At 60.5% G+C, this 26,820-nt stretch carries 24 protein-coding genes and 1 tRNA gene; 6 read left to right on the top strand and 19 right to left on the bottom strand.

Going from position 1 to position 26,820, the window contains the following annotated elements:
- Positions 1-85 precede the first annotated feature (85 nt).
- From purD to R2E40_RS04215, 3 genes are all read left to right on the top strand, one after another.
- The gene (gene purD / locus R2E40_RS04225) at positions 86-1,375 is read left to right on the top strand and encodes a phosphoribosylamine--glycine ligase (protein ID WP_011704786.1); all 1,290 of its coding nucleotides are present in this window, start codon (positions 86-88) and stop codon (positions 1,373-1,375) included.
- 263 nt (positions 1,376-1,638) lie between these two features.
- Positions 1,639-2,013, top strand: a complete 375-nt coding sequence (locus tag R2E40_RS04220; RefSeq protein WP_011704785.1) for a cytochrome b562 — start codon at positions 1,639-1,641, stop codon at positions 2,011-2,013.
- Positions 1,994-2,557 carry a cytochrome b/b6 domain-containing protein gene (locus R2E40_RS04215; protein ID WP_318164842.1) on the top strand — a complete coding sequence of 188 codons (564 nt, stop codon included), beginning with the start codon at positions 1,994-1,996 and terminating at the stop codon, positions 2,555-2,557. Before R2E40_RS04220 ends, R2E40_RS04215 begins: the two co-directional genes overlap by 20 nt.
- 66 nt (positions 2,558-2,623) lie before the next feature.
- Here the strand turns inward: R2E40_RS04215 and R2E40_RS04210 are convergent.
- From R2E40_RS04210 to rpsU, 5 genes are all read right to left on the bottom strand, one after another.
- Positions 2,624-2,700: transfer RNA gene (locus R2E40_RS04210), tRNA-Ile, on the bottom strand.
- A gap of 195 nt (positions 2,701-2,895) precedes the next feature.
- The gene (gene rpoD / locus R2E40_RS04205; RefSeq protein WP_263642045.1) at positions 2,896-4,791 is read right to left on the bottom strand and encodes an RNA polymerase sigma factor RpoD; all 1,896 of its coding nucleotides are present in this window, start codon (positions 4,789-4,791) and stop codon (positions 2,896-2,898) included.
- A gap of 183 nt (positions 4,792-4,974) precedes the next feature.
- Positions 4,975-6,762 (bottom strand): DNA primase, encoded by a 1,788-nt coding sequence (gene dnaG / locus R2E40_RS04200; RefSeq protein ID WP_318164841.1) that lies wholly within the window; start codon positions 6,760-6,762, stop codon positions 4,975-4,977.
- Between the two features lie 88 nt (positions 6,763-6,850).
- A complete protein-coding gene (locus R2E40_RS04195; RefSeq protein ID WP_016349543.1) occupies positions 6,851-7,294 on the bottom strand; it encodes a GatB/YqeY domain-containing protein in 444 nt (147 codons plus the stop codon).
- Between the two features lie 15 nt (positions 7,295-7,309).
- On the bottom strand, positions 7,310-7,525 hold the full coding sequence (gene rpsU, locus R2E40_RS04190) for a 30S ribosomal protein S21 (protein ID WP_005309452.1): 216 nt from the start codon (positions 7,523-7,525) through the stop codon (positions 7,310-7,312).
- Positions 7,526-7,704: 179 nt separating this feature from the next.
- Between rpsU and tsaD the strand changes: the two genes are divergently transcribed.
- Entirely contained in the window at positions 7,705-8,718 is a 1,014-nt protein-coding gene (tsaD, locus tag R2E40_RS04185) for a tRNA (adenosine(37)-N6)-threonylcarbamoyltransferase complex transferase subunit TsaD (RefSeq protein ID WP_318164840.1), read from the top strand.
- A gap of 84 nt (positions 8,719-8,802) precedes the next feature.
- On the opposite strand, the gene rpoS is transcribed toward tsaD, so the two are convergent.
- The 14 genes from rpoS to rlmD all read right to left on the bottom strand — a co-directional run bounded on the left by rpoS (position 8,803) and on the right by rlmD (position 23,403).
- The gene (rpoS, locus tag R2E40_RS04180) at positions 8,803-9,786 is read right to left on the bottom strand and encodes an RNA polymerase sigma factor RpoS (RefSeq protein ID WP_011704778.1); all 984 of its coding nucleotides are present in this window, start codon (positions 9,784-9,786) and stop codon (positions 8,803-8,805) included.
- A 47-nt stretch (positions 9,787-9,833) separates the two neighbouring features.
- Entirely contained in the window at positions 9,834-10,874 is a 1,041-nt protein-coding gene (locus R2E40_RS04175; RefSeq protein ID WP_318164839.1) for a peptidoglycan DD-metalloendopeptidase family protein, read from the bottom strand.
- 10 nt (positions 10,875-10,884) lie between these two features.
- The gene (locus tag R2E40_RS04170; protein ID WP_016349540.1) at positions 10,885-11,466 is read right to left on the bottom strand and encodes a YqaA family protein; all 582 of its coding nucleotides are present in this window, start codon (positions 11,464-11,466) and stop codon (positions 10,885-10,887) included.
- Positions 11,463-12,080: a protein-L-isoaspartate(D-aspartate) O-methyltransferase gene (locus tag R2E40_RS04165; protein WP_011704775.1), complete on the bottom strand. Its 618-nt coding sequence runs from the start codon at positions 12,078-12,080 to the stop codon at positions 11,463-11,465. The genes R2E40_RS04170 and R2E40_RS04165 overlap by 4 nt, the downstream gene beginning before the upstream one ends.
- Before the next feature lie 4 nt (positions 12,081-12,084).
- Complete coding sequence (surE, locus tag R2E40_RS04160) at positions 12,085-12,831, bottom strand: 5'/3'-nucleotidase SurE (protein ID WP_017410638.1); 747 nt, start codon at positions 12,829-12,831, stop codon at positions 12,085-12,087.
- Positions 12,812-13,870, bottom strand: a complete 1,059-nt coding sequence (truD, locus tag R2E40_RS04155; protein WP_101150527.1) for a tRNA pseudouridine(13) synthase TruD — start codon at positions 13,868-13,870, stop codon at positions 12,812-12,814. The genes surE and truD overlap by 20 nt, the downstream gene beginning before the upstream one ends.
- Positions 13,870-14,346, bottom strand: coding sequence for a 2-C-methyl-D-erythritol 2,4-cyclodiphosphate synthase (gene ispF, locus R2E40_RS04150; RefSeq protein ID WP_016349536.1), 477 nt, complete (start codon positions 14,344-14,346; stop codon positions 13,870-13,872). The genes truD and ispF overlap by 1 nt, the downstream gene beginning before the upstream one ends.
- Positions 14,343-15,074 carry a 2-C-methyl-D-erythritol 4-phosphate cytidylyltransferase gene (gene ispD / locus R2E40_RS04145; protein ID WP_318164838.1) on the bottom strand — a complete coding sequence of 244 codons (732 nt, stop codon included), beginning with the start codon at positions 15,072-15,074 and terminating at the stop codon, positions 14,343-14,345. Before ispD ends, ispF begins: the two co-directional genes overlap by 4 nt.
- Positions 15,067-15,384 carry a cell division protein FtsB gene (gene ftsB / locus R2E40_RS04140; RefSeq protein WP_011704770.1) on the bottom strand — a complete coding sequence of 106 codons (318 nt, stop codon included), beginning with the start codon at positions 15,382-15,384 and terminating at the stop codon, positions 15,067-15,069. Before ftsB ends, ispD begins: the two co-directional genes overlap by 8 nt.
- 178 nt (positions 15,385-15,562) lie before the next feature.
- Positions 15,563-16,864, bottom strand: a complete 1,302-nt coding sequence (gene eno / locus R2E40_RS04135; RefSeq protein ID WP_011704769.1) for a phosphopyruvate hydratase — start codon at positions 16,862-16,864, stop codon at positions 15,563-15,565.
- Between the two features lie 89 nt (positions 16,865-16,953).
- Positions 16,954-18,591: a glutamine hydrolyzing CTP synthase gene (gene pyrG, locus R2E40_RS04130; RefSeq protein WP_017410643.1), complete on the bottom strand. Its 1,638-nt coding sequence runs from the start codon at positions 18,589-18,591 to the stop codon at positions 16,954-16,956.
- 141 nt (positions 18,592-18,732) lie between these two features.
- A complete protein-coding gene (gene mazG, locus R2E40_RS04125) occupies positions 18,733-19,530 on the bottom strand; it encodes a nucleoside triphosphate pyrophosphohydrolase (RefSeq protein WP_318164837.1) in 798 nt (265 codons plus the stop codon).
- A 73-nt stretch (positions 19,531-19,603) separates the two neighbouring features.
- Positions 19,604-21,814: a GTP diphosphokinase gene (relA, locus tag R2E40_RS04120; RefSeq protein WP_011704766.1), complete on the bottom strand. Its 2,211-nt coding sequence runs from the start codon at positions 21,812-21,814 to the stop codon at positions 19,604-19,606.
- Between the two features lie 266 nt (positions 21,815-22,080).
- On the bottom strand, positions 22,081-23,403 hold the full coding sequence (gene rlmD, locus R2E40_RS04115; protein ID WP_060390863.1) for a 23S rRNA (uracil(1939)-C(5))-methyltransferase RlmD: 1,323 nt from the start codon (positions 23,401-23,403) through the stop codon (positions 22,081-22,083).
- 153 nt (positions 23,404-23,556) lie between these two features.
- On the opposite strand from rlmD, the gene barA reads away from it, so the two are divergent.
- Entirely contained in the window at positions 23,557-26,268 is a 2,712-nt protein-coding gene (gene barA / locus R2E40_RS04110; RefSeq protein WP_318164836.1) for a two-component sensor histidine kinase BarA, read from the top strand.
- A gap of 72 nt (positions 26,269-26,340) precedes the next feature.
- On the top strand, positions 26,341-26,820 hold the full coding sequence (locus R2E40_RS04105; RefSeq protein ID WP_011704763.1) for a DUF1456 family protein: 480 nt from the start codon (positions 26,341-26,343) through the stop codon (positions 26,818-26,820).

Here is a 26,820-nt window from a genome sequence, read left to right as displayed (position 1 = left end):
TTTCACCTGGCTATTTTCACCTGGCTATTTTCACCGGCGCAGGCTTTTGGCCCGCCAGTGACCCCGAATAGAAGCGAGCGATACGATGAAAGTACTGATCATTGGCAACGGCGGCCGTGAACACGCCCTGGCCTGGAAGGCCAAGCAATCCCCCCTGGTGACCCGGGTCTTCGTCGCCCCCGGCAATGCCGGCACAGCCCATGAAGGGAGCATCGAGAACGTGGCTATCTCCGCCACCGACATCCCGGCCCTGCTGGCGTTTGCCAAGGAGCAGCGCATCGGTCTGACCATCGTCGGGCCGGAAGCGCCGCTGGTGAAAGGGGTGGTCGATGCGTTCCGCGCCGAGGGGCTGGCCATCTTTGGCCCGACCGCCGCCGCCGCCCAGCTGGAAGGCTCCAAGGCGTTTGCCAAGGATTTTCTGGCCCGCCACGCCATCCCGACCGCCGAGTACCAGAACTTCACCGAGGTGGAGCCGGCGCTGGCCTACCTGCGCGAGAAGGGCGCCCCCATCGTCATCAAGGCTGACGGCCTGGCCGCCGGCAAGGGGGTCATCGTTGCCATGACCCTGAGCGAGGCGGAAGAGGCGGTACGCGACATGCTCTCCGGCAACGCCTTTGGCGACGCCGGGGCCCGGGTGGTGATCGAGGAGTTTCTGGACGGGGAAGAGGCGAGCTTCATCGTCATGGTGGACGGCGAGCATGTGCTGCCGATGGCCACCAGCCAGGATCACAAACGGGTCGGTGATGGCGATACCGGCCTCAACACCGGCGGCATGGGCGCCTACTCCCCCGCCCCCGTGGTCACGGCCGACGTGCACCGCAAGGTGATGGAGCAGGTGATCATGCCGACCGTGCGCGGCATGGCGGCCGAGGGCAACGTCTACACCGGTTTCCTCTACGCCGGTCTGATGATCGACGGCCAGGGCAACCCCAAGGTGATCGAGTTCAACTGCCGCTTCGGCGATCCCGAAACCCAGCCCATCATGCTGCGCATGCGCTCCGATCTGGTGGAGCTCTGCCTGGCCGCCTGCGCCGGCAAGCTGGATCAGGTCGAAGCCATCTATGACCCCCGCGTCGCCATCGGTGTGGTGCTGGCGGCGGGCGGCTACCCCGGCGACTACCAGCAGGGCAAGCCCATCAGCGGCCTGCCGGTGGAAGAGGCGAGCGGCGAGAAGGTATTCCACGCCGGCTCGCAGCTGGAAGGCGATACCGTGGTGACCGCCGGTGGCCGCGTGCTGTGTGCCACTGCCCTCGGCCACAGCGTGGCCGAGGCGCAAAAACGGGCCTATCAGCTGGCAGGTCGCATCAAGTGGGACGGCGTCTTCTACCGCCACGACATCGGCTGGCGCGCCATCGAGCGTGAACAGCAGCAGTAATCAACAGGGCCCGCAAGGGCCCTCTCTTTATCCGGCGTATCTCGCGGTCACGCAGCCCGGTAGATGACTCGAATGGCCTGGTTCGCTTGGCTCAGCAACTTCCTTACATCTCCCCCTTCCCCGTTACCCTTTGTGACAAAAAACAGCAATATTCACAAACAGTTCACGCACTGTCATGGCATCATGCCTGTGATGAATCCAAACAAGGGTTCATAAGAAGCCACACAAGATCGATAAGCATGTCGTTTAAATAAGGAAATCCCATGTTGAAAACTGTTCGCCCCCTGTTGCTGCCCCTGATGTTTGGCCTGATGACCCTGCCCGCCATGGCCGGTGAGCTGGAACAGCCGATGAAGAAGATCGGCTTCAACTACAAGCAGGCGGTCAAGGCTGACGATGCCGCCACCATGGAAAAATACATCAACGAGATGAAGGCGCAGTTCGACATCGCCAAGCAGAAGAACATGCCAGCCGCCAAGAAAGAGAAGTTCCTGGAAGGCATGAACGAAGTGCAGACCGAGCTGGATGCCAGCCTGGCCGCCCTCAAGGCGGGTGACGAAGCCAAGGCACGCGAGCACCTGGCCAAGGTCAACGACCTGAAGAAGGAGTACCACAAATATGCCAAGCAAAAAGGCTGATCCCTTCCACTGGGATAGTCTGGTCCGCCTCACCCACTGGGGTGTGGCGGCCATCTGTATCGGCAACCTCTGGCTCAACGAGGCGGGCGAGGAGTGGCACGAGCGGCTGGGTTACCTGGCCATCGCCCTGATCAGCCTGCGCCTGGCGTGGGGGCTCTCGTTTGCCAAGGGCCATGCCCGGTTGCGAGCCCTCATCCCAAGCCGGGAAGATTTTCGCCAGCAAGCGGTGGAGCTGCGCGAGCGCACGCCACCGGCCCCTGGTCACCACGGCAGCGGCAAGCTGGCGGTCTGGACACTCTGGCTGCTGATCCTGGCCACCGCCGGTACCGGCTGGTTCCAGAATACCGAGATGGGGTTCGAGCTGGGAGCGGACGACTGGCACGTCTGGTGTACCTGGGCCCTGCAGGGCATGATAGCGCTGCACCTGCTGGCCATCCTGTTCACCTCCTGGCGCCAGCGCAGCAATCTGGTGAAGCGCATGTTGCCCGCCCGGCGCCACAGTGCCCCCGAACAGGCTCCAGCCCATCAGGATCAGGGTTCCTGACCCGTGTGACGCTCTCATTTGAGCAATAAAAAGGCCGCTCATGAAGAGCGGCCTTTTTATTGAATTTGGTGGCCCCTGCCCGACTTGAACGGGCGACCAATCGATTATGAGTCGACTGCTCTAACCAACTGAGCTAAGGGGCCATTGATACTGGTTTGCGGCGTGGATTATAGGGGATGGCGGATACCCCGTCCATAGGCATATCAACCACTTGGCGAGATTTCATCCATATTCAAGCGGTTCCGTGGCTCATCTTCACACCCCCGTCACCACAGATAAAACAAAGCCCCGCATGGCGGGGCTTTTTGGCAGCGGTTACGGGTTGTCCCCGTCCGGGATTACTCGTCCAGGAAGCTGCGCAGTACTTCGGAGCGGCTCGGGTGGCGCAGCTTGCGCAGCGCCTTGGCTTCGATCTGACGAATACGCTCACGGGTAACGTCGAACTGCTTGCCCACTTCCTCGAGGGTGTGGTCAGTGTTCATGTCGATACCGAAACGCATGCGCAGTACCTTGGCCTCACGGGCGGTCAGGCCGGCCAGCACTTCGCGGGTGGCGTTGCGCAGGCTCTCGCTGGTGGCAGCATCCGCTGGCAGAGCCAGGGTGGTATCTTCGATGAAGTCACCCAAGTGGGAATCTTCATCATCACCGATGGGCGTCTCCATGGAGATGGGCTCTTTGGCGATCTTCAATACCTTGCGGATCTTGTCTTCCGGCATGCCCATGCGCATGGCCAGCTCTTCCGGGTTCGGTTCACGACCCATCTCCTGCAGCATCTGACGGGAGATACGGTTGAGCTTGTTGATGGTCTCGATCATGTGTACCGGGATACGGATGGTACGGGCCTGATCCGCGATGGAGCGGGTAATGGCCTGACGGATCCACCAGGTCGCATAGGTCGAGAACTTGTAGCCACGACGGTATTCAAACTTGTCTACCGCCTTCATCAGACCGATGTTGCCCTCCTGGATCAGATCCAGGAACTGCAGGCCACGGTTGGTGTACTTCTTGGCGATGGAGATAACCAGACGCAAGTTGGCCTCGACCATCTCTTTCTTGGCGCGGCGGGCCTTGGCCTCACCGATGCTCATGCGACGGTTGATGTCCTTGATCTGGGCGATGGACAGACCGGTCTCTTCCTCGATCTGCTGCAGTTTGCCGATGGCGCGCAGCACATCTTCATCCATCTCGACCAGACGCGGTGACCAGGCCTTGCCGGCCTGCTTCTGGTATTCGAACCAGGCAGTTTCGCACTCGTTGTTGGTGAAGGCCGCGACGAAGGTCTTTTTCGGCATCTTGGCCTGCTCAACGCAGAGTTTCATGATGATGCGTTCCTGCACACGGACCCGCTCCATCATCTCGCGCATGTTGTTGACCAGGCGATCGAACTGCTTGGGCATCAGGCGGAATTGACGGAATACATCGGCCAGCTGGGCAATCGCAGCCTGAGTATCTTCGTGCGCACGACCATTCTGCTGAATGGAGAGACGAGTTACTTCGTACTGGGCGCGCAGATCACCGAACTTCTCGCGAGCGACTTCCGGATCCGGGCCACCGTCGCCATCATCGTCGGAATCATCGCCATCACCGTCTTCGTCTTCATCTTCGTCTTCATCTTCGTCAGCCAGATCTTCTTCGCTGAGCTCGGAGCCGATGTGAGTGGCAGTCGGTGCGACGTCGTCGGTCTCGTTGGGATCGATGAAGCCGGAAATGATGTCGGACAGACGCAGCTGTTCCGCTTCGTATTTGTCGTATTGCTCAAGCAGATAGGTAATCGCTTCCGGGTACTCGGCGACGGAGCTTTGTACCTGGTTGATACCGTCTTCGATGCGCTTGGCGATGTCGATTTCGCCTTCGCGAGTCAACAGTTCGACGGTACCCATTTCCCGCATGTACATGCGGACGGGATCGGTCGTACGACCAATCTCGGATTCAACAGATGCCAGTGCCTGGGCCGCTGCTTCGGCAGCGTCCTCATCGGCGGTACCACCTTCAGCCATGATAAGGTCATCGGCATCCGGGGCGTTTTCCACCACTTGAATGCCCATGTCGTTGATCATCTGGATGATGTCTTCGATCTGGTCAGAGTCGACAATGTCTTGCGGGAGGTGATCGTTCACCTCGGCATAGGTCAGGTAGCCCTGTTCTTTACCTTTGGCAACGAGGAGTTTAAGCTGAGACTGCGGGGTTTGCTCCATAGAACTCATCCGGTTGGTGTTGCTAGGTTGCGCGTACAGTGCGCTGCTGCGCAAATAGCCAATTCTAATAGAAAACCGCCAGACATGCTATGTCTGGTTGCGGCGTCGGTCATGAGAAACCCCTGCCCGCAGTATTGTCGGGGCCAGGCGGTTATAAAATGTTTGCTTTTAATCCCGTCGATTCGGGCAACGGTATTCATATTGGGGTTAATCACTCAAATATCAAGCCCCACTCTCATTTCTTTTCTCAATTTGCACCTCTCTGATCAGCATCATCAGCTCCTGAGTTTCCTCAGAGCTTAGCCCTTCCTGCGCCACCTTGGCCTGCAATTCCTCGATGCGCTGCTTCAGGAACAGGTTGATGAAACCGACAAAAGTATCCTGCAATTCTCCCAGAATATCCGGCTCCTGGTCGAGTTTTACCTCTTCAAACAGATCGTGCATTGCCAGTTGCGCCAGGATCTCTCCCTCTTTGGTACCACGCCAGTGCTCCAGCAGGATGCCCGTCGTGACCCCGGGCTGAGTCAGGATCTGTTGATGCAACTGCAGCAGGAACCTGATGCCCTGCAGGCGCAATCCGGCCAGTTCAGGCATGGCCGGCAGTTCGGCCGTGATCGCCGGATACTGCACCATCAATGCCAGCGCCCGGCGCAGCGGTGTCAACTTGGCTGCCTTGGGTTTGTTGACCTCGGCCTTCGGCTGACTGTTGCGGGCAAACAGTTCGGCGATCCGCTGCTTGTTCTCGCCCCAGCGCATCATGCTGGAGAGGCGGGTGATCAACCCCTCGCGCGTGAAACCTTCCGGGACTCGCCGGATCAGCTCGGCGGCCTTGTTGGCCACTTCAAACTTGCCCGCTTCACCGGAAAGAGCCGCATCGCGCCCGAGGCGCTCAAACATGAAGTCGGCGAAGGGCTGGGCCTGGTCTAGCAGAGATTCGAATCCCTCCTTGCCGATCTGGCGCACCAGCGAGTCGGGATCCTCACCATCCGGCAAAAAGACGAACTTGAGTTCACGGCCGTCCTGCAGGTGGGAGAGCGCGTTGTCCAGCGCCCGCCAGGCCGCTTCCCGACCGGCGTTGTCGCCGTCGTAGCAGCAGACAACCTCGGCCGTGGTACGAAACAGGGTATGGATATGGTCGCTGGTGGTCGCGGTGCCCAGCGCCGCCACCGCATAATCGATGTCGTACTGGCCGAGCGCCACCACATCCATGTAGCCTTCCACCACAAGGATCCGGCGCGGATCCTTGTGTGCCTGCTTGACCTCGTAAAGGCCGAACAACTCCCGCCCCTTGTGGAAGATGGGTGTTTCCGGCGAGTTCAGGTACTTGGGCGTCCCCTCCCCCAGCACCCGGCCACCGAAACCGATGACCCGGCCACGCTTGTCACGGATCGGAAACATGATGCGATCGCGAAAGCGATCATAGCTGCCGGGTCCGCTGTCACGAGTGATCAGCATGCCGCCCGAGATGAGCAACTGCTCGTGCTCCCGGCTGGCGCCAAAGCGCCGACGCACCTGATCCCAATCGGCAGGGGCATACCCGATGTTGAAGCGCTTGACCACTTCACCAGTCAGACCGCGCCCCTTCAGGTATTCCACCGCCTGCGGCGCGCTCTTGAGATTGCTCTCGTAGAAACGGGCAATCTGGTTCATCAGCTCGAACAGATCCTTGCTGACCGCAGGTTGGCTGCTGCTGGCCCCACCTGCTGTCTGCTCACGGGGAACCTGCATGCCATGCAGGCTGGCAAGTTCCTCAATGGCATCGGGAAATTCGAGCCCGTCATACTCCATGACAAAGCCGATGGCATTGCCGTGAGCGCCGCAACCGAAACAGTGATAGAACTGCTTCTCCTGACTGACAGTAAAAGAGGGGCTTTTTTCGTTATGAAAAGGGCAGCAAGCCTGGTAGTTCTTACCGGCTTTCTTCAGCCGCACCCGTGAGTCGATCAACTCGACGATATCGGTGCGTACGAGCAGATCATCGATGAAGGATTGTGGGATCCTGCCTGCCATAACCGTCCTGTTTCATTGCATAGAAAATAAAAAAGCCGCGCATTCCTAGGGAAGCACGGCTTCTTTGACCAAACAAGAGAGTTGCCTGTTACGCCAAGCGGGTTTTCACCTGAGCACTGACGGCGCCGACATCGGCACGCCCCTGAATTTTTGGCTTCAAGACAGCCATGACTTTGCCCATGTCAGCCATGACGGCAGCACCACTTTCAGCGATGGCTTGCTCAATCAGTGCGGCAATTTCGGCTGCGGTCAGCTGTTGCGGCAGGAACTCCTGCAACACAACGATCTCTGCGGACTCTTTGTCGGCAAGATCCTGGCGACCGGCAGCTTCGAATTGACTGATGGAATCACGACGCTGTTTGACCATTTTGGTCACCACAGCGAGGATATCCTGATCATTGAGCTCGACACGGGTATCAACTTCACGTTGCTTGATTTCAGCCATCAACAAACGGATCGCCCCCAGGCGAGCCTTGTCTTTGGCAAGCATGGCGAGTTTTTGTTGATCCTTGAGTTGATCCTTCAGCGACACGGCATGAACCCTTGATTAGTACAGGCGGATACGACGTGCGTTTTCGCGGGACAGCTTCTTGGCGTGACGCTTAACGGCAGACGCTTTGGCACGCTTGCGAATGGTAGTCGGCTTCTCGTAGAACTCACGGCTACGAACTTCGGACAGGATACCGGCTTTTTCGCAAGAACGCTTGAAGCGACGCAGAGCAACGTCAAACGGCTCATTTTCACGGACTTTGATTACTGGCATGTGCCTTTCACCTCAGTGATAAATTGTTAGCTGACCTTCAATCGATCAGCATGTCTTAAAATGGTGCGAAATTATACTCTGGACAGGGAATGAAAGTAAACCCGCAGAGATCGCTCTGGTTTAAAAAACCCGCGAAGGTTACCATAGCCGTCTCATTTTAGCAGTGAAATTTTTTAGCAATGCGTGTATTGGGCATAGAGACATCCTGTGACGAAACCGGGATCGCGATCTTCGACGATCAAAAAGGGATCCTTTCCCACCAGTTGTATAGCCAGGTCAAGCTGCATGCGGACTACGGCGGCGTCGTTCCCGAGCTGGCCAGCCGGGATCACGTCCGCAAGACGATCCCCTTGATCCAGGCCGCGTTGCGAGAGGCGGGGCTGGGCAAGGACGACATCGACGGCATCGCCTACACCGCAGGTCCGGGCCTGGTTGGCGCCATTCTGGTGGGGGCCACCATCGGCCGCTCGCTGGCGATGGCCTGGAACAAACCGGCCATTGCCGTGCACCACATGGAAGGCCACCTGCTGGCGCCCATGCTGGAAGAACGAGCCCCCGAGTTTCCCTTTGTGGCACTGCTGGTCTCCGGCGGTCACTCCATGCTGGTACGGGTCGATGGCATCGGCAGCTATCAACTACTGGGCGAGTCGATCGATGATGCTGCCGGCGAAGCCTTCGACAAGACGGCAAAGCTGATGGGACTGGATTACCCAGGTGGCCCGCTGCTCTCCCGGCTGGCGGAGAAGGGCACCACTGGACGCTTCACCTTCCCGCGTCCCATGACCGACCGTCCTGGGCTCGACATGAGCTTCTCCGGCCTCAAGACCTTCGCCGCCAACACCATCGCCGCCAACGGTGATGATGAACAGACCCGTGCCGATATCGCCAGAGCGTTTGAAGACGCGGTAGTCGACACCCTGGCCATCAAGTGTCGCCGTGCCTTGAAGGAGACTGGCCTCAAGCGTCTGGTGGTGGCCGGCGGCGTCAGCGCCAACCGTCACCTGCGCGCCCAGCTGGCCGAGCTGATGGAGAGCCTCAAGGGGGAAGTGTTCTACCCACGCACCGAATATTGCACCGACAATGGCGCCATGATCGCCTATGCCGGCATGCAGCGTCTGAAAGCTGGGGTGTTCGAACCCCTGGTGGTCAAGGCGGTGCCGCGCTGGCCGCTGGATACCCTGGATCCGGTTTGATCCAGCGGATCCTGCAGACATGAAAAAGGGGCCTTTGGCCCCTTTTTGTTTTGCTTGGTAAGTATCGCCACTCACTCGCAACCCTTAGTTGGTACGGAACAGCGCCTCGATGGAGAGCCCCTGCCCCAGCAGGATCTCCCGCAAGCGGCGCAGCCCTTCTACCTGGATCTGGCGAACCCGCTCGCGGGTCAGACCAATCTCGGCACCCACGTCTTCCAGAGTCGCCGGCTCATAGCCGAGCAGACCGAAGCGACGGGCCAGCACCTCGCGCTGCTTGGGGTTCAGCTCCTCCAGCCAGTGCACTATGCTGGCACGCATGTCGTCATCCTGGGACTCCAGCTCAGGGCCCATGCCGCGCTCGTCAGAGAGCACATCCAGCAGCGCCTTGTCGCGATCGCCACCGATGGGGGTATCGACTGAGGTGATCTTCTCGTTGAGCTTGAGCATGCGATTCACATCGTCTACCGAGCGATCCAGCGCGAAGGCGATATCTTCCGCCGTCGGTTCATGATCGAGCCGATGGGAAAGTTCGCGGGCGGTGCGCAGATAGACGTTCAGCTCCTTGACCACATGAATGGGCAGACGAATGGTACGGGTCTGATTCATGATGGCCCGCTCTATGGTCTGACGGATCCACCAGGTCGCATAGGTAGAGAAACGGAAACCGCGCTCAGGATCGAATTTCTCGACTGCGCGGATGAGGCCGAGGTTGCCCTCTTCGATAAGATCGAGCAGCACCAGGCCGCGATTGTTGTAGCGGCGGGCGATCTTGACCACCAGTCGCAAATTGGACTCGATCATGCGCTTGCGGGCGGCTTTGTCACCTCGCAAGGCACGACGGGCGTAATAGACTTCTTCTTCGGCGGTGAGCAGCGGGGAGAAGCCAATCTCCCCGAGATAGAGCTGGGTGGCGTCCATCACCTTGTTCAGTTCAGGTGCCATCAGTTCATCGGAAATCGTCTCTTCGGCCTCGGCCGCGACTTCCTGAACCTCTTCCTCTTCGTGGGTCTCCAGCTCTTCGTCGAACTCTAACTCTGCATCCTGCATAACCAGTTGTTCTTGGCTCATGGCGTGTCTCCCTGACCGGCACCAGAGTAAGACTTAACTCTCTGGGTCTAACGCTTTGGCAAATGGCTCATCGGGTTAATCGACTTGCCTCTGTACCGGATTTCAAAGTGCAATCGCACATCCGGCGCGTCCGTGCTACCCATGTTGGCAATGACTGATCCGCCTTTGACGCTGTCCCCTTCCTTCACTCGCAACTCGTCGTTGTGGGCGTAAGCAGAAAGGTAGTCATCATCATGTTTGAGAATGATCAGCTTGCCATAACCCCTCAGTGCGCTACCGGCATAGACGACCTTGCCGCCGCTCGCCGCGTAGACGGGTTGTCCCTTCTGACCGGCGATATCTATGCCCTTGTTACCCTGTTCTGCAACAGAGAAACCTTCGACGATCCGGCCCTTGGTAGGCCAGTGCCAAGATAGCTTGCTGTAGGAATTGTCTGTTTTTTGTTCTTTTACCTGAGCGTATTCTTTTGAAGATGGCTGAGCAATCGTTTTCTGTTTGATAAATGGAGTGGTCGTACCTGAGGTCGCTGGCGCCAGGGGTTTAGGGCCGGAGCTCTGGGTCACCACCGGGCGAGTCGCCGCTACCATCTGGCCACTGCCGCTGCTGGCGGACTGCACATTCAGCACCTGCCCGACCTGCAGGGCAAAGGGCGCCTGCAGATTGTTGCTTTGTGCCAGAGTCTGATTCGACATGCCAAACTGGCGGCCAATGCTGCTCAGCGTATCCCCTGGACGGACCTGATAGGTACCAGCACTGCGCGTAACGGCCATGGTGCTGCCGGAGGCATCGAGCCGGATCTGTTGGCCCGGATAGATGTTGTAGGGGGGACTGATGCCGTTGAGACTGGCCAGCGAGGGCACGTCATTGCCTGAATTGAAGGCGATGGAGTAGAGGGTGTCCCCTTTTTTCACCGTGTAGCTGTTGCCCTGGATGGCGGGCTGAGCCGCCATCTGGCGAGCCGGAATGGTAGAGACGAGACCATCATTGCCCAATCCTTGTACCGGAGCAGCAGTCTTACTGGAAGAGCAAGCGAGCAGCAGCCATGACAACACGACGACACTGCTTCCTTGCCAAACACGCGAACGCATAGTGGATCCTTTAACGACTAAACCAGAAATAGGCCACAACGGCCAAACCAATACAGAGCCAACCCAGCACATCCACATAGTGCATCAGCTTGCGCTCCATCTTCTCGCCACCCCAGCGCATCAGGCCTGCCACCAGGAAAAAGCGCATGCCACGCCCGATCAGCGAGGTCACGATGAAGGGCAGCAGTGCCATTTGCAACAGGCCGGCCGTCACGGTAAACACCTTGTAGGGGATCGGCGTGAAACTGGCAATAAAAATCACCCAGATGCCCCACTGTTCGAACCATTGCCGGGCCAGGGCAATCTTGTCTTCATAACCCACCGAGACCACCAGCGGCTGGACCACCGGCTCCCACAGGGCATAACCGAGCAGATAGCCGAACAGCGCCCCCAGTACGGAGAACAGGGTCGCCAGTGCGGCGTAGTGCCAGGCTTTGTGCGGTCTGGCCAGCGCCATGGGGGCCAGCATCACGTCCACCGGAATGGGCCAAAACACCGACTCGATGAAGGCGGTGATCGCCAGATACCAGGGGGCATACTTGTGGCGTGCCCACTGCATCACCAGCACATAGAGGCGGGAAAACAACTTCACTCGACATCTCCGTCAATCAGGGGGACGAAACGGACCGGCTCCAGGATCCGGCTGGTCAGCTGGGAGCCCGACCGCTCGATCAGCTGCAGGGTCTGCTGGCTGTCCCCCACCGGCAACACCAGCCGGCCACCGTCAGCCAGCTGATCGGTGAGGGCCGTCGGCACCTCGCTGGCGGCAGCCGTGACCAGAATGGCATCGAACGGTCCCTTGTTGGGCCAACCCAACCAACCATTGCCGTGCTTGGCGGAGACATTGTGCAGATCGAGCTGACGCAGCCGGCGCCGGGCCTGGAACTGCAGCGACTTGATCCGCTCCACCGTGTAGACGTGCTCCACCAGATGAGCCAGCACCGCCGTCTGGTAGCCCGAGCCAGTGCCGATCTCCAGCACGTGGGCCGGATCGTTCTGGATCAGCAGCTCGGTCATCCGCGCCACCATATAGGGTTGCGAGATGGTCTGACCGTGACCGATGGGCAACGCCGTATTGTCCCAGGCCTTGTGGGCCATGGCTTCATCCACGAACAGCTGGCGCGGCACCTTGGCAATCGCCGCGAGTACGCGGAAATCGCGAATGTCCTGCGCGATCAGCTGGTTTAACAGGCGCTGTACTATCACACCTTCATCCCTGCAGGTCCAACCAAGCCCCCAGCCCCGCCAGACTGCTGTAGGCAGTCATATCGATGGTCAGGGGGGTGATCGAGACGTAGCCCTGCTCGATGGCGGCGAAATCCGTACCTTCACCCGCATCTTGCTGGCTACCGGGCGGGCCGATCCAGTAGATGGGCTGGCCACGGGGATCCTCGCTGCATATGACCGACTCCGCCCGGTGGCGATTGCCAAGGCGCGTCACCCTGATTCCCTTGATCTGGTCGAGGGGCAGGTCCGGCACATTGACGTTGAGGATCTGATCGGCAGGCAGCGGGTGTACCATCATGCCCTTCACCAGCTGGGCGGCGTAGTGGGCCGCCGTGGCGAAATGGGTCTTGCCTACCAGCGAGATGGCCAGCGAGGGGAAGCCGAGGTGGCGTCCCTCGGTTGCCGCCGCCACCGTGCCCGAGTAGATGACATCATCACCCAGGTTGGCGCCGTGGTTGATGCCGGCCACCACCATGTCGGGCTCCGGGCGCACCAGCTCGTTGACCGCCAGGTGCACGCAGTCGGTCGGCGTTCCCTTCACCGCATGATATCCGGTTTCGGCGATGCGGGTGACCCGCAGCGGCACTTCCAGCGTCAGGGAATGACTCGCCCCGCTGCGATTGCGATCCGGTGCCACCACGATGACCTCGCCACAGGCAGCCAGCGCCTCGCTGAGGGCTCTTATGCCCTCCGCATGCACACCGTCATCATTACTGACCAGAATTCTCATCGGACTGATTCCTGAAACCATGATCGGCCTCTTCGGCCTGCATTAACTCGCGCACCACGCTGGTGGCAAACGCCCCGGCCGGCAGGAAGAACGACAGGGTCAACACGGCCCCCTCCAGCTGCCAGCTCATGGCTTGCGGCTTGAGCAGCAGCGGGCGGCGGTCCTGGTCCAGCCCGGCTTTTTCCAGGCCGTCACACCAATCGTGATAGGGGGCCAGCACGCTCTGCTCGAACTCGGCGGCGGCCCCCTGGCTGGCCAACCGGCCACGGCCCCACTGGGGCGCGGTGAGCTGCACGTCGCCGGAGGCGAGACGTGCCTCCAGCTCAGGGGTCACGCCCTCTTCGCTGAAGATGGAGTGGCTGCCCTTGAGCATCACACAGTCACCGGCCAGCAGCTGATGGGCCAGTCCCTGCTCGATGCGGGCACTGACGATGGCATTGAACAGCATGCTGCGGGCAGCGGAGAGATAGAGGGAGCGCTTGTTGCGATCCTTGATCCGCTTGCCGGCGAACATCGCCTTGGCCGCCTCCAGATTGTTGCCACCCCGGCCGAAACGCTGCTCGCCGTAATAGTTTGGCACCCCCTGCTCAGCGATGGCCTGCAGGCGGGATTCCAGACCGTCGGCCTGCTCCAGGGCGGTGAGGCGCAGGATGAAGTGGTTGCCCTTGAGATAGCCGACCCGCAGCTTCTTGTTGTGGCGCTTCACCTGCAGGATCTGGATGCTGTCGCTCTCGATGACGGAGAGATCAGGTTCCGCCTTGCCCGGCAGATGAATGCCGAACCACTGTTCGGTCACCGCGTGGCGATCTTTCAGCCCGGCCCAGGTCACCGCATTGCGGTTGACCCCGGCCGCATCGGCCAGCAGACCAGCCACCCAGGCGGTATTCTCCCCGGTTTTACGCACCCGGACGAAGATGTGTTCCCCCTCGCCGCAGGGTTCAAACCCGAGATCTTCATTGACCACGAAATCGGCGGCTTGTGCCTTGAGGATGCCGCGGGCAGTCGGCGCCCCGTGCAGATAGGCAAGTTGTTCCAGCATTATTGTTTCACCAGTAAGACGACGGCTTCGGTGGCGATCCCTTCCTTGCGCCCCGTGAATCCCAGCTGTTCGGTGGTGGTCGCCTTGACGTTCACCCGGTTCAAATCACATTGCAGATCGGCGGCCAGCACGGCGCACATGGCTTCGATATGCGGCGCCATCTTGGGCGCCTGGGCAATGATGGTCACATCCAGGTTGCCGATGGCATAGCCCGACTGCTGCACCCGGGCAAACACGTCCCGCAGCAGGATGCGGCTGTCGATCCCCTTGAACTCGGCCGCCGTGTCGGGAAAGTGACGACCGATATCGCCGGCACCGATGGCGCCGAGCAGGGCATCGCTCACCGCGTGCAGCACCACGTCACCATCGGAGTGAGCCAGCAGGCCCTGCTCATACGGCACCGCCACCCCGCCCAGCATGCAGGGGCCAACCCCACCAAACTTGTGTACATCAAAACCATGTCCAATCCGGATCATGCCAGCTCCTCTGTGGGTGAATCGGGTTGCGCCGGCTGGCGCGCGTTCTGTTGCTGCAAATAGAGCCCCGCCAGAGAGAGATCCTCCGGCCGGGTCACCTTGATATTGTCGGCTCGTCCTTCCACCATCCGCACCGTGAAACCGGCACGCTCCATGGCGGAGGCCTCGTCGGTGATGGTGGCCCCCAGCGCCAGCCCCTCTTCCAGTGCCCGCTTGAGCGGCCCGGTGGGAAACATCTGGGGGGTCAGGGCATGCCAGAGCTGCTCGCGATCGACGGTGGCGAGGATGTTGCCCGCCTCGTCGGATCGCTTCATGGTGTCGCGCACCCGGCTGCCTAGGATGGCGCCATCACAGGCCATGGCGGTGGCAATCAGAGCATCGAGATCGCCGTGAGTCAGACAAGGGCGAGCGGCGTCGTGCACCAGTACCCACTCCCCTGCGGCCACATGCAACGCGTTGAGCACGGAAAAGGCCCGCTCGGCGCCCCCTTCCACTCGCAGGATCCTCGGATCGGCGGCCACGGCCAGGGCGTCGAACCAGCGGTCATGGGGAGCCAGCGCCACGATCACCTGAGCGATGGCCGGATGGGAAAGCAGCCGGGTCAGGGTATGTTCCAGAATGGTCAGACCCGCCAGCTGCAGATACTGTTTGGGGCACTCGGCCCCCATTCGGCTGCCGATGCCCGCGGCCGGGACGATGGCGGTCAGCCCGGGGCGGAGATCAGTCATCGTAGGCTGCGTCTCCAGAGCTGGAACCCTTGTCTTTGTCCTTGGGGATGATCCGATAGAAGGTCTCGCCCTGCTTGATGTAGCCAAGATCGTTGCGCGATAGCTCCTCGATGGCTTCCAGGCCCGAGGTCAGATCGTCGATCTCGCGATAAATCAGGTTGTTGCGATCCTTGAGTACCAGATTGTCCTGCTGCTGCCGGGTGATGGCATCGGACAGCTCATGATAGTCAGACAGGCCGTTCTTCCCCAGCCAGAGGTCATATTGAAGCCCCCCCAACAGGAGAAGCAGGATAAGAGTGAGTAGCCGCATGCACTGAGTCTCCTTCAAGCGGCCTAGTTTCCCATATTCGCAGGCAAGACAAAAGAAAGCCTGTGCCCCGGATGGGTTGGGCCGGAATAAAAAATGCAGAAACCCGCCGCGGCGGCGGCAGAAACGAAAAAGCCCCGCCGATTGGCGGGGCTTTGCAAAGCGTGGAAGCAGGCGAAAATTAAGCCTGGTTCTTCACTTCTTTCAGACCACGGAACGGAGCCTTGGCACCCAGCGCTTCTTCGATACGGATCAGCTGGTTGTACTTGGCAACACGATCAGAACGGCTCATGGAACCGGTCTTGATCTGGCCAGCAGCGGTACCAACGGCCAGGTCGGCGATGGTCGCGTCTTCGGTCTCACCGGAGCGGTGGGAGATGACGGCAGTGTAGCCAGCGTCTTTGGCCATCTTGATGGCAGCCAGAGTTTCGGTCAGGGAACCGATCTGGTTGAACTTGATCAGGATGGAGTTGGCGATGCCGTTGTCGATACCGCGCTTCAGGATCTTGGTGTTGGTTACGAACAGGTCGTCACCCACGATCTGGATTTTCTTGCCCAGCTCGGCAGTCTGGTAAGCGAAACCGTCCCAGTCAGATTCGTCCAGGCCATCTTCGATGGAGACGATCGGGAACTTGGTGGTCAGGTCAGCCAGGAAGTCGGAGAAACCGTTGGAGGTGAAGACACGACCTTCGCCTTTCAGGTTGTACTCTTTCTTCTCTGCGTCGTAGAACTCGGAAGCTGCGCAGTCCATGGCCAGGGTGATGTCGGTGCCCAGTTTGTAACCGGCAGCGGCAACGGCTTCGGCGATCACTTCCAGCGCTTCGGCGTTGGATTTCAGGTTCGGAGCGAAACCACCTTCGTCACCAACGGCAGTGTTGTAGCCCTTGGACTTCAGCACTTTGGCCAGGTTGTGGAACACTTCTGCGCCCATGCGAACGGCTTCTTTCAGGGTCTTGGCGCCAACCGGCTGGATCATGAACTCCTGGATGTCGACGTTGTTGTCGGCGTGCTCACCACCGTTGATGATGTTCATCATCGGCAGCGGCATGGAGTAGACACCCGGGGTGCCGTTCAGCTCGGCGATGTGGGCGTACAGCGGCATGCCTTTGGCAGCAGCGGCAGCTTTGGCGTTGGCCAGGGAAACAGCCAGGATGGCGTTGGCGCCGAACTTGGATTTGTTCTCGGTACCGTCGAGGTCGATCATGATCTGGTCGACAGTGGCCTGGTCCTTGGCATCTTTACCCAGCAGAGCTTGAGCGATCGGGCCGTTTACGGCTTCGAGGGCTTTCAGCACGCCTTTACCCAGGAAACGGCTCTTGTCGCCGTCACGCAGTTCCAGCGCTTCGCGGGAACCGGTGGACGCGCCAGACGGAGCGGCTGCCATACCAACAAAACCACCTTCCAGGTGAACTTCGGCCTCAACGGTCGGGTTACCACGGGAGTCGATGATTTCACGACCGATCACTTTAACGATCTTGGACATGTGTATTTCCTCAGGTTTCGTAAAAAAACAACAAAAATATGCCAAAAAAAGCGGCTGCGGCACAGGGCCCCAACCGCATTTATTTTCAATTACTTCAGATTACGCTTCTGATACTCGCCTGCCGCCTTCACAAAACCGGCGAACAGGGCGTGGCCATCACGGGGAGTCGAGGTGAACTCCGGGTGGAACTGCGCGGCCACGAACCAAGGGTGATCCGGGATCTCGATAATTTCCACCAACTTCTTGTCGGCGGAGAGACCGGTCACTTTCAGGCCTGCTGCTTCAATCTGCGGCAGCAACTTGTTGTTCACTTCATAACGGTGACGGTGGCGCTCGTAAATGGTCGGGCTGCCGTACATCTGGCGCACCTTGGAACCTTCGACCAGGTGGCAGAGCTGGGAACCCAGACGCATGGTACCGCCCAGATCGGACTTCTCGGTACGGGTCTCGACGTTGCCTTCGTCATCCACCCACTCGGTGATGAGACCCACCACCGGATAGGCACAATCCTTCTTGAATTCGGAAGAGTGAGCCCCCTCCATGCCTGCCACGTTGCGGGCGAATTCGATCATGGCAACCTGCATGCCGAGGCAGATACCCAGGTAGGGGATCTTGTTCTCGCGAGCATACTGGGCTGCCTGAATTTTGCCTTCCACGCCGCGCTCACCGAAGCCACCCGGCACCAGGATCGCATCCAGACCTTCCAGCAGCTCGGCGCCACGGGTCTCGATGTCCTGGGAATCGATGTACTTGATGTTGACGGACAGACGGGTCTTCAGGCCACCGTGCTTGAGTGCCTCGTTGACGGACTTGTAGGCATCCGGCAGGGATACGTACTTGCCGACCATGCCGATGGTCACTTCTGCGGTCGGGTTGGCCTCTTCATAGATGACCTGTTCCCACTCGGCCAGATCGGCCTCCTTGCACTCCAGACCGAAGCGCTCGGTGAAGTAGGAGTCCAGATTCTGGGACTTGAGCAGTGCCGGGATCTTGTAGATGGAGTCAACGTCTTTCATGGAGATGACGGCGCGCTCCGGCACGTTGCAGAACAGGGCGATCTTGGCGCGCTCAACGGCCGGGATGGCACGGTCGGAGCGACAGATCAGCACGTCTGGCTGGATACCGATGGAGAGCAGCTCTTTGACGGAGTGCTGGGTCGGCTTGGTCTTCACTTCACCGGCGGCAGCCAGGTAAGGAACCAGCGTCAGGTGCATGAACATGGCATTGTTGCGGCCCACTTCGGCAGCCAGCTGACGAATGGCCTCGAGGAACGGCAGGGACTCGATATCGCCCACGGTACCGCCCACTTCGACGATGGCAACCTGATGGCCTTCGGCACCGGCAATCACCCGCTCCTTGATGGCGTTGGTGATGTGCGGGATCACCTGAATGGTGGCGCCCAGATAGTCACCACGGCGCTCTTTGCGCAGCACGTCTGCATAGATGCGACCGGTGGTGAAGTTGTTGCGGCGGGTCATCTTGGTGCGGATGAAACGCTCGTAGTGGCCCAAGTCCAGATCGGTCTCGGCCCCGTCCTCGGTTACGAACACTTCACCGTGCTGGGTCGGGCTCATGGTGCCCGGATCCACGTTGATATAGGGGTCCAGTTTCATGATGGTCACATCCAGACCACGGGCTTCCAGAATGGCTGCCAGAGAAGCTGCGGCAATGCCTTTGCCGAGGGATGAAACAACGCCACCAGTTACAAAAATATATTTTGTCGTCATGCTGAACCTGAAAGAAGTTTAGGGAATTTTAAGGGGTGCTTCGGGGATGAAGCAGGACGGGGAAACAGTATACCAAAACCCCCTCTCCCAAACAATGAACAAAAATCTATCAGGCTCCCGGCGCCCCCATCTTGCGCCAAATCAACTTTGTTCGGTTTCCTTGGCCCTGTTCCAGGCGGCATCGAGCTTTTCCAACGAACAGTCGCTCACTTTCAGCCCTTCTGCGGCGATAAACTGCTCAACCTGACGAAACCGGCGTTCGAACTTGGCGTTGGCGCCCCTCAATACCTGCTCCGGATCCTTGCCCAGATGGCGCACCAGGTTGACAGTGGCGAACAAGAGATCGCCGAGCTCATCGCTCACCCGCGCCTCGTCCACATCGACCATCAGCACCTCTTCCATCACCTCGTCGATCTCCTCGTGGATCTTGTCCACCACAGGCCCCAGGGTCTTCCAATCGAAGCCGACGGTGGCGCAGCGCTTCTGGATCTTGGCCGCGCGGGTCAGGGCCGGCAGCGAAAGCGGGATGTCGTCCAGCACGCTCTCCTTGTCGAGCGCAGCCCGCTCTCTGGCTTTTTCTGCCTCCCAGTTCACCTTGACCGCCTGCTCGTCGCCAAGGTCGGCATCAGAGAAAACATGGGGATGGCGGCGGATCAGCTTCTCGCTCACCGTATCGACGATATCGGCAAAATCGAACAGCCCCTGTTCCTTGCCGAGCTGCGCGTAGAACACCACCTGAAACAGCAGATCGCCCAGTTCACCCTTTAATCCGTCCCAATCCTGGGTTTCGATGGCATCGGCTACCTCGTAGGCCTCCTCCAGGGTGTGCGGCACTATGGTCTGGAAGCTCTGCTTCAGATCCCAGGGGCAACCCCCGTTCGGGTCGCGCAATCTGGCCATGATGTCGAGCAGTTGAGGCAGGTCGTAACGTTGGGACATGGGATATTCGCTTCTTGATTCGGAAAACAGTGACCGACCTGGCGGTCGGTCACGAGTTGGTTGTTGATGACAATCAGAGGCGCTTGGCGCTGATCACGTCGTTGAGCTGACTGAGCTTGGCCAACGCCCGGTTGAAGGCGTTGATGTTGTAAATCTCCAGCTCCATGTCGATCTCGGCGGTCTGCTCGCGCACGTTGGAGCGCGAACGCACCCCCATCACGTTGATCTTCTCGTTGGCCAGCACGGTGGTGATGTCGCGCAGCAAGCCGGAGCGGTCGTTGGAGAGGATGCGGATGGTGAGGCCGTAGCCGCCGGAGTAGTTCTCCCCCCATACCGCGTCGATCAGCCGCTCCGGGTTGCGACGGGAGAGCTCTTTGAGCTGCTCGCAATCCTCGCGGTGGATGGAGACGCCACGACCCATGGTGATGAAGCCCTGGATGCCGTCCCCCGGAATGGGCTGGCAGCAACGGGCGATATGGGTCATCAGGTTGCCGACCCCTTCCACGACTATGTGATCCTTGGGCTTGGGCCGGAACGGTACGTTGGCCTTCTGCTCCAGCTTTTCCAGCAGGCGGCGATCTTCCTCTTCCGCCGTCGGCTTGTTGTAGCGGGTGTCCAGATAGTTCAGCAGCTGGTTGATGCGGATGTCGCCGCTGCCGATGCCGGCCAGCAGATCTTCCAGCTCGTCGGCATGGAAGCGCTCCAGCACCACCTTGTCCACCTTGGAGAGGGTCAGGTTGTGTCTGTCGAGCTCCTTCTCCAGCAGCTCCTTGCCGGCGGCAATGTTCTTGTCCCGATCCAGCTTTCTGAACCAGGTGGCCACCTTGGCCCGCGCCCGGCTGGAGCGCAGGAAGCCTGAGTTGGGGTTCATCCAGTCGCGGCTTGGGTTCGGCTCCTTCTGGGTGATCACCTCCACCTGATCGCCGGTCTGCAGCGCATAGGTGAACGGCACGATGCGGCCGTCGATCTTGGCGCCGATGCAGCGGTGGCCGATCATGCTGTGCACGTGATAGGCAAAATCGAGCGGGGTGGCGCCCGCCGGCAGGTCGATGACATCCCCTTTCGGGGTGAAGACGTAGACCCTGTCCTCGAACACCTGACTGCGCAGATCTTCGAGCAGGGAGCCGCTCTCGGAGAGATCCTCCTGCCAGGCGAGCAGCTTGCGCAGCCACTCGATCTTGTCTTCGAAGGTGTTGGCCTTGCCGCCGGCCTGAGCCCCTTCCTTGTAGCGCCAGTGCGCCGCCACGCCGAGCTCGGCATCCTGGTGCATCTGGTCGGTACGGATCTGGATCTCGACCGTCTTGCCCTCAGGCCCCACCACGACTGTGTGGATGGACTGATAGCCGTTGGGTTTGGGGTTGGCGACGTAGTCGTCAAACTCGCGGGGAATATGATGGAAGTGGGTGTGAACGATGCCGAGCGCCGCATAGCAATCCTGCAGCCGCTTGGTCACCACCCGCACCGCCCGCACGTCGAACAGTTCGTTGAACTCGAGGTGCTTCTTCTGCATCTTGCGCCAGATGCTGTAGATGTGTTTCGGCCGGCCGTAGACCTCGGCCTCGACCCCCGCCTCTTTCAGTGCATCGCGCAGGGACTGCACGAACTCGCGGATGTAGCGCTCCCGATCGAGCCGCTTCTCGTCGAGCTGCCTGGCGATCTGCTTGTAGGTATCCGGGTGCAGGTAGCGGAAGGCGAGATCTTCGAGCTCCCACTTGAGCTGACCGATGCCGAGCCGGTTGGCCAGCGGGGCGTAGATGTTGGTGATCTCCTGGGCCATCAGCACCCGGGTCTCTTCATCCGCCTTCTTCGCTTCCCGCAGGCAGGCGATCCGCTCCGCCAGCTTGATCACCACGGCGCGCACATCCTCGACCATGGCGAGCAGCATGCGGCGCACGTTGTCGACCTGTTCCGGCGAAGTTTCGCTGCGGTGCAGGGTCTGCAGGGAGCGGATGGCCTCCATCTCCAGCACCCCTTCCACCAGCTTGGCGATCTTGGGGCCGAAGTCCTCGTCCATCCGCTCCTGGCTGATGAGACCGGCTTCGACGAAGGGGTAGATGATGGCGGCCTTGAGGGTGCCGAGATCCATGCTGAGCATCAGCAGGATGCCCACCATCTCGACCCCGCGCACCAGCAGGCGGTTGGTGAGCGCTTCGTCACCGAGCGTCAGACAGTACTGGTAGACGGTTCGCAGCTGATCCTTGTCACTATCACTCAGGGTGAGCGAGCTGACCCACTCCTCCAGGGTGAAGTTGTCTTTCAAATGAATATCGCGAACCGCAACCATGGTATCAATCCTTTAAATTATTGGGCCGAAGGCTGTCGCCCCCTCCCCCTCATGAGAATGCCTCAAATGGGGATATGCGGAGATTTTTTCAAGGCATATTGTCAAGAAAGACAATAGAGTTCTCCGCCAGCCCCTGCCGATTTACGAGGGTCTAGATTACCCCAATCATGCCCGCCCAGACAGCGTTATGGACCGGGCAGATGCCACGCAACCTGGCGAGCCGACGCCCCAGCGGCGGTACCGTTTCATCTGCCCCGCAGCGCCCGTTACTTGCGCTCGAACAGCGCCATGGACTCCAGATGGCCGGTGTGGGGGAACATGTCGAGCATGCCGAGACGCACCAGCCGGTAGCCCCCTTTCACCAGCACCTGGCTGTCGCGCGCCAGGGTGACCGGATTACAAGAAACGTAGACCACCCGTCTGGGTGAAAGTTTCACGACGTGCTCCATCACCTCGAACGCTCCGGGACGGGCCGGATCCAGCAACACCAGATCGAAGCCTTCCCGTGCCCAGGACATGCCGGCGATGTCACCGCTCAAGTCCGCCTTGTAGAAACGGGCATTGTTGATGCCGTTGCGACGGGCGTTCTCTTCGGCGCGCGCCACCATGGCCAGCTCCCCTTCCACCCCCACCACTTCGCGGGCCTGACGGGCCAGCGGCAGGGTGAAGTTGCCGATGCCGCAGAACAGATCGAGCACCTTGTCATCCTTGCCCGCCTCCAGCCAGGAGAGCGCCTGCTCCACCATGCGCTGGTTGACCGGCGCATTGACCTGAATGAAGTCACCAGGAGCGAATGCAAGAGACAGGCCATCCAGCGAGTAGGAGGGCGCAAACTGCTGGTGCAGCGGCTCAATCTGCTCGTCGGCCGCCTGCAGATAGAGGTCGATCCCCTGCGTCTTGGCAAACTCAATTAGCTGCGCCCGATCCGCCTCGGTCGGCCGACCGGTATGACGCAGCAGCATCAGGATCCCCTGCTCGGCCTGGATAAGCTCAGCATGGCCCAGCTCGCGCTGGCTCTTGAGACGGTTGAGACACTCGCGCAGCGGGGTGATCAGCACGGAGAGCGGCTCGGCCAGCACCGGGCAACCGCCGATCTCCACCAGATCGTTCGACTGACGGCGACGAAAGCCCACCCGGGTGCAGCGGCCGTTCTTGTCGAACTTGATGGCCAGCCGGCAGACCCGGCGATAGGCGCGGGACTCTCCTCCCAGCACGGGCTCCAGCGCCGGAGGCTGGATGTTGCCGAGCCGCTCGAACAGGCTGACCAGGCCGGCCTCCTTGGCGGCACGCTGATCCGCTTCAGCCAGGTGCTGGGCGCTGCAGCCGCCGCACTCGCGGTAGTGGCTGCAGAAGGGGGCGATGCGATTGGCCGCCGGAGTCACCACCTGTTGCAGGGCGGCGTGGGCATACTGCTTCTTGTCTTCGAGGATGCGGGCCTTGACCTGCTCACCGGGCAGCGCCCCTTCGATGAAGATCGCCTTGCCCTGGTGGCGGCCGATCCCGACGCAGTGGTGATCCAAACTGTCTACCGTAAATTCAATGCGTTGGGGCTGGGTGGATTTCTTTTGGGGCTTGAAAAACTGGGCCATAAAACTTGGTGCCTATAGGTGGCTATGTCATGATTGTGGAATCTGCAGCAGGCTATTGTCCCACAAGAATAATAGTATGACCAAATACGGCCTGTGGGCCCGCTCCCGCTCGTTTACGCCATTGCCAACCCTGCTCATCGGGGGATCATCCGCATGACCAAATACGGCCTTCGGGCGCGTGTGCTGGCCTTTACCATCTTGCCGACCCTGATCATCGGCGGCCTGATGGCCGGCTATTTCACTTTCCACCGCTATCAGCAGCTGGAAAACAACCTCATCGATCAGGGCATCAACATCATAGAGCCGCTGGCCATCGCCAGCGAATACGGGATGACCCAGCACAGCCGCGAGTCGCTCAAGCGGCTGATCGGCCTCACCCACCGCAAGAACTCGCCGCTCATCAAGTCCATCGCCGTCTTCACCCAGGACAACCAGCTGTTCGTGACGTCCAACTACCACAGGGACTTCACCCGGCTGCGGCTGCCGGACGGCAGCCAGATCCCCGAGCTCACCAGCGTCACCCTCTATGGTGACGACATCATACTGCGCACCCCGATCCAGGCCGAGACCAGCATGGACGGCTTCCCGCTGCCAAGCGACGTGGAGCCACCGATGATCGGCTACATCTCCATGCAGATGACCACCGACCGGGCCATGATCCTGCAGTACCGCGACACCTTCTTCGCGGTGATCATGGTGCTCATCGGCATCGCCTTCAGTACCCTGTTTGGATTCAGACTCGTCAAGAGCGTGACCCAGCCCATCACCGACATGGTGCAGGCGGTGCACAAGATCAGGGAGGGGCGGCTCGATACCCGGGTCAGCGGTCAGCTCACCGGCGAGCTGGACATGCTGAAAAACGGCATCAACGCCATGGCCAAGGCGCTCTCGGAATATCACGAGGAGATGCAGCAGAACATCGATCAGGCCACCTCCGACTTGCGCGAAACGCTGGAGCAGATCGAGATCCAGAACGTCGAGCTCGACATGGCCAAGAAGCGGGCGCAGGAGGCGGCGCGGGTCAAGTCGGAGTTCCTCGCCAACATGTCCCACGAGCTGCGCACCCCGCTCAACGGGGTCATCGGCTTTACCCGCCAGCTGCTCAAGACCAGCCTGACCCCGAGCCAGACCGACTACATGCAGACCATCGAGAAGTCGGCCCGCAACCTGCTCGGCATCATCAACGACATCCTCGACTTCTCCAAGCTGGAGGCGGGCAAGCTGCAGCTGGAGCACATCCCCTTCAGCCTGCGCGACACCCTCAACGAGACCATGCACCTGCTCGGTCCCAGCGCTCACGACAAGCAACTGGAGCTCTCCCTGCAGGTGGATGCCGAGGTGCCGGACTACCTCACCGGCGACCCCATGCGCCTGCAGCAGGTGCTGACCAACCTCACCGGCAACGCCATCAAGTTCACCGAGCACGGCAACGTGGATGTGCGCATCGAGCAGATCGGCAGTGCCAGCGGCAGCAAGGTGCGGCTCAACGTGCTGATCCGCGACACCGGCATCGGCATCTCGGAAGAGCAGCAACGCCAGCTGTTCCAGGCCTTCAACCAGGCCGACTCCTCCATCTCCCGCCGCTATGGCGGCACCGGCCTGGGTCTCGTCATCACCCAGAAGCTGGTGCAACAGATGGGTGGCCAGATCCGGTTCGAATCGGAGCTCGGCAAGGGATCTGTCTTCTCCTTCAGCCTGGATCTGGAGGTCTCTCCCCTGCCCCAGACTGACAAGCTGCCGCTGGATCGCATCCAGGGCAAGCGGGTCTGGCTGCTGGAGCCGGATCCCTTCAGCCACTCAGCCCTCTGCGCCCTGCTGGCGGAGTGGCAGTTGGAGGTGCAATCCCTCACCAGCGACGCCCCCTGGCCCGAAATGAGCAGCCAGGACATGGTGATCATCGGCAGCGGCACCCAGCACAGTCCGCAGCAGGTGGTGGCACGCCTCGACGGGCTGGATCGCCAGCAGAACACCATAGTGCTGCTCAGCAGCCACGAACCTTCGCTCTACGAGGCCATGCTGGCCCACGGCGCCCAGCACTGCCTCTCCAAGCCCATCAACCATCGCAAGCTGCTGCATGCCCTGCTCTCCCCCGAGGCGGTCCGCAGCGCCCCGCTGCCGACCCCCTCCCCGCGCAGCGTGCAGGAGATCAAGGTGTTGGCGGTGGACGACAACGCCGCCAACCTCAAGCTCATCGCCGCCATGCTCAAGGAGATGGTGAGCCAGGTGGTGGTGTGCAAGAACGGCAAGGAGGCGGTCAGACTGGCCCAGAGCCAGCCGTTCGACATCATCTTCATGGATATCCAGATGCCGATCATGGACGGCATCAGCGCCACCCAGGCTATTCGCAGCCAGTCGCTCAACACCGAGACCCCCATCGTCGCGGTCACCGCCCACGCCATTCCCGGCGAGCGGGAGCGGCTGATCCGCCAGGGCATGGACGACTACCTGGCCAAGCCCATCGACGAGGCCATGCTGGCCAAGCTCATCACCGACTTTGCCCATCGTCGCCACCAGAACCACGCCAGCCAGCAGATCGACTGGGCGCTGGCGGTGCGCCAGGCGGCGGGCAAGCTGGATCTGGCCAAGGAGATGCTGACCATGCTGATGGCCAGTTTCGACGAGGTGGATCCGGTGCTGGAGGCGGCGCTTGCCGGCCAGGTGGAGGATAGCGAGGTGCTGGTCCAGCTGCATCGCCTCAACGGCGGCTGCGCCTATTCCGGCGTGCCCAGCCTGCAGCGGCTGCTCTCCCAGCTGGAGCAGCAGCTGCGCGACGGGGTGCCGGTGACCGAACTCGAGCCCGAACTGCTGGAGCTGCAGGATGCGATGGAGCAGGTACGCCAGGAGGCGCCACGCTATCTATCCTGAACCGGGCAACCCGCTTTTTCTGACGCGGGCCCCGCCAGATGGTAAAGTTGCGCCGTTTCCACAGGAGTCGACATGACCAACAACGATATTTTGCGCCGCCTGCGCTACGCCCTCAGCATCAGCAACGACCAGATGGTCGACATGTTTGCCAAGGGCAACCTGACCGTCACCCATGCCCAGCTGCACGGCTGGCTGATCAAAGAGGCGGAGGAAGGGGAAGAGCAGGAAGCGGGCTTTGCCGCCTGTCCGGATTCGGCCCTGAGCCAGTTCCTCGACGGCTTCATCCTGGTGCGCCGCGGTGCGCGGGAAGATGCGCCGGCCCAGGTGATCCCGAACCGGATCAACAACAACATGATCCTGCGCAAGCTGCGCATCGGCCTCAACTTCAAGGAAGAGGACATGCTGGGCACCCTCAAGCTGGCCCACTTCAACCTCTCCAAGTCCGAGCTGAGCGCCCTGTTCCGTTCACGGGACCACAAGCACTATCAGGATTGCGGGGATCAGATCCTGCGCAACTTCCTCATCGGTCTCACCGCCAAGTATCGCGGCTGA

This window comes from Aeromonas sp. CD (assembly GCF_033349375.1).
GTDB lineage: Bacteria > Pseudomonadota > Gammaproteobacteria > Enterobacterales > Aeromonadaceae > Aeromonas > Aeromonas hydrophila.
Note: the sequence above shows the minus strand (reverse complement) of the source record. Positions and strands in the feature narration are given on the sequence as shown.

Excerpts from the sequence above, each read along its gene's own strand:
- R2E40_RS04220 (WP_011704785.1), top strand. The coding sequence starts at position 1,639 with ATGTTGAAAACTGTTCGCCCCCTGTTGCTGCCCCTGATGTTTGGCCTG.
- R2E40_RS04105 (WP_011704763.1), top strand. The coding sequence starts at position 26,341 with ATGACCAACAACGATATTTTGCGCCGCCTGCGCTACGCCCTCAGCATC.
- purD (WP_011704786.1), top strand. The coding sequence starts at position 86 with ATGAAAGTACTGATCATTGGCAACGGCGGCCGTGAACACGCCCTGGCC.
- ftsB (WP_011704770.1), bottom strand. The coding sequence starts at position 15,384 with ATGCGGCTACTCACTCTTATCCTGCTTCTCCTGTTGGGGGGGCTTCAA.
- R2E40_RS04175 (WP_318164839.1), bottom strand. The coding sequence starts at position 10,874 with ATGCGTTCGCGTGTTTGGCAAGGAAGCAGTGTCGTCGTGTTGTCATGG.
- barA (WP_318164836.1), top strand. The coding sequence starts at position 23,557 with ATGACCAAATACGGCCTTCGGGCGCGTGTGCTGGCCTTTACCATCTTG.
- ispD (WP_318164838.1), bottom strand. The coding sequence starts at position 15,074 with ATGACTGATCTCCGCCCCGGGCTGACCGCCATCGTCCCGGCCGCGGGC.
- R2E40_RS04215 (WP_318164842.1), top strand. The coding sequence starts at position 1,994 with ATGCCAAGCAAAAAGGCTGATCCCTTCCACTGGGATAGTCTGGTCCGC.
- ispF (WP_016349536.1), bottom strand. The coding sequence starts at position 14,346 with ATGATCCGGATTGGACATGGTTTTGATGTACACAAGTTTGGTGGGGTT.
- pyrG (WP_017410643.1), bottom strand. The coding sequence starts at position 18,591 with ATGACGACAAAATATATTTTTGTAACTGGTGGCGTTGTTTCATCCCTC.
- rpsU (WP_005309452.1), bottom strand. The coding sequence starts at position 7,525 with ATGCCAGTAATCAAAGTCCGTGAAAATGAGCCGTTTGACGTTGCTCTG.
- truD (WP_101150527.1), bottom strand. The coding sequence starts at position 13,870 with ATGCTGGAACAACTTGCCTATCTGCACGGGGCGCCGACTGCCCGCGGC.
- rlmD (WP_060390863.1), bottom strand. The coding sequence starts at position 23,403 with ATGGCCCAGTTTTTCAAGCCCCAAAAGAAATCCACCCAGCCCCAACGC.
- surE (WP_017410638.1), bottom strand. The coding sequence starts at position 12,831 with ATGAGAATTCTGGTCAGTAATGATGACGGTGTGCATGCGGAGGGCATA.
- eno (WP_011704769.1), bottom strand. The coding sequence starts at position 16,864 with ATGTCCAAGATCGTTAAAGTGATCGGTCGTGAAATCATCGACTCCCGT.
- dnaG (WP_318164841.1), bottom strand. The coding sequence starts at position 6,762 with ATGGCAGGCAGGATCCCACAATCCTTCATCGATGATCTGCTCGTACGC.
- rpoS (WP_011704778.1), bottom strand. The coding sequence starts at position 9,786 with ATGAGCCAAGAACAACTGGTTATGCAGGATGCAGAGTTAGAGTTCGAC.
- mazG (WP_318164837.1), bottom strand. The coding sequence starts at position 19,530 with ATGTCCCAACGTTACGACCTGCCTCAACTGCTCGACATCATGGCCAGA.
- tsaD (WP_318164840.1), top strand. The coding sequence starts at position 7,705 with ATGCGTGTATTGGGCATAGAGACATCCTGTGACGAAACCGGGATCGCG.
- relA (WP_011704766.1), bottom strand. The coding sequence starts at position 21,814 with ATGGTTGCGGTTCGCGATATTCATTTGAAAGACAACTTCACCCTGGAG.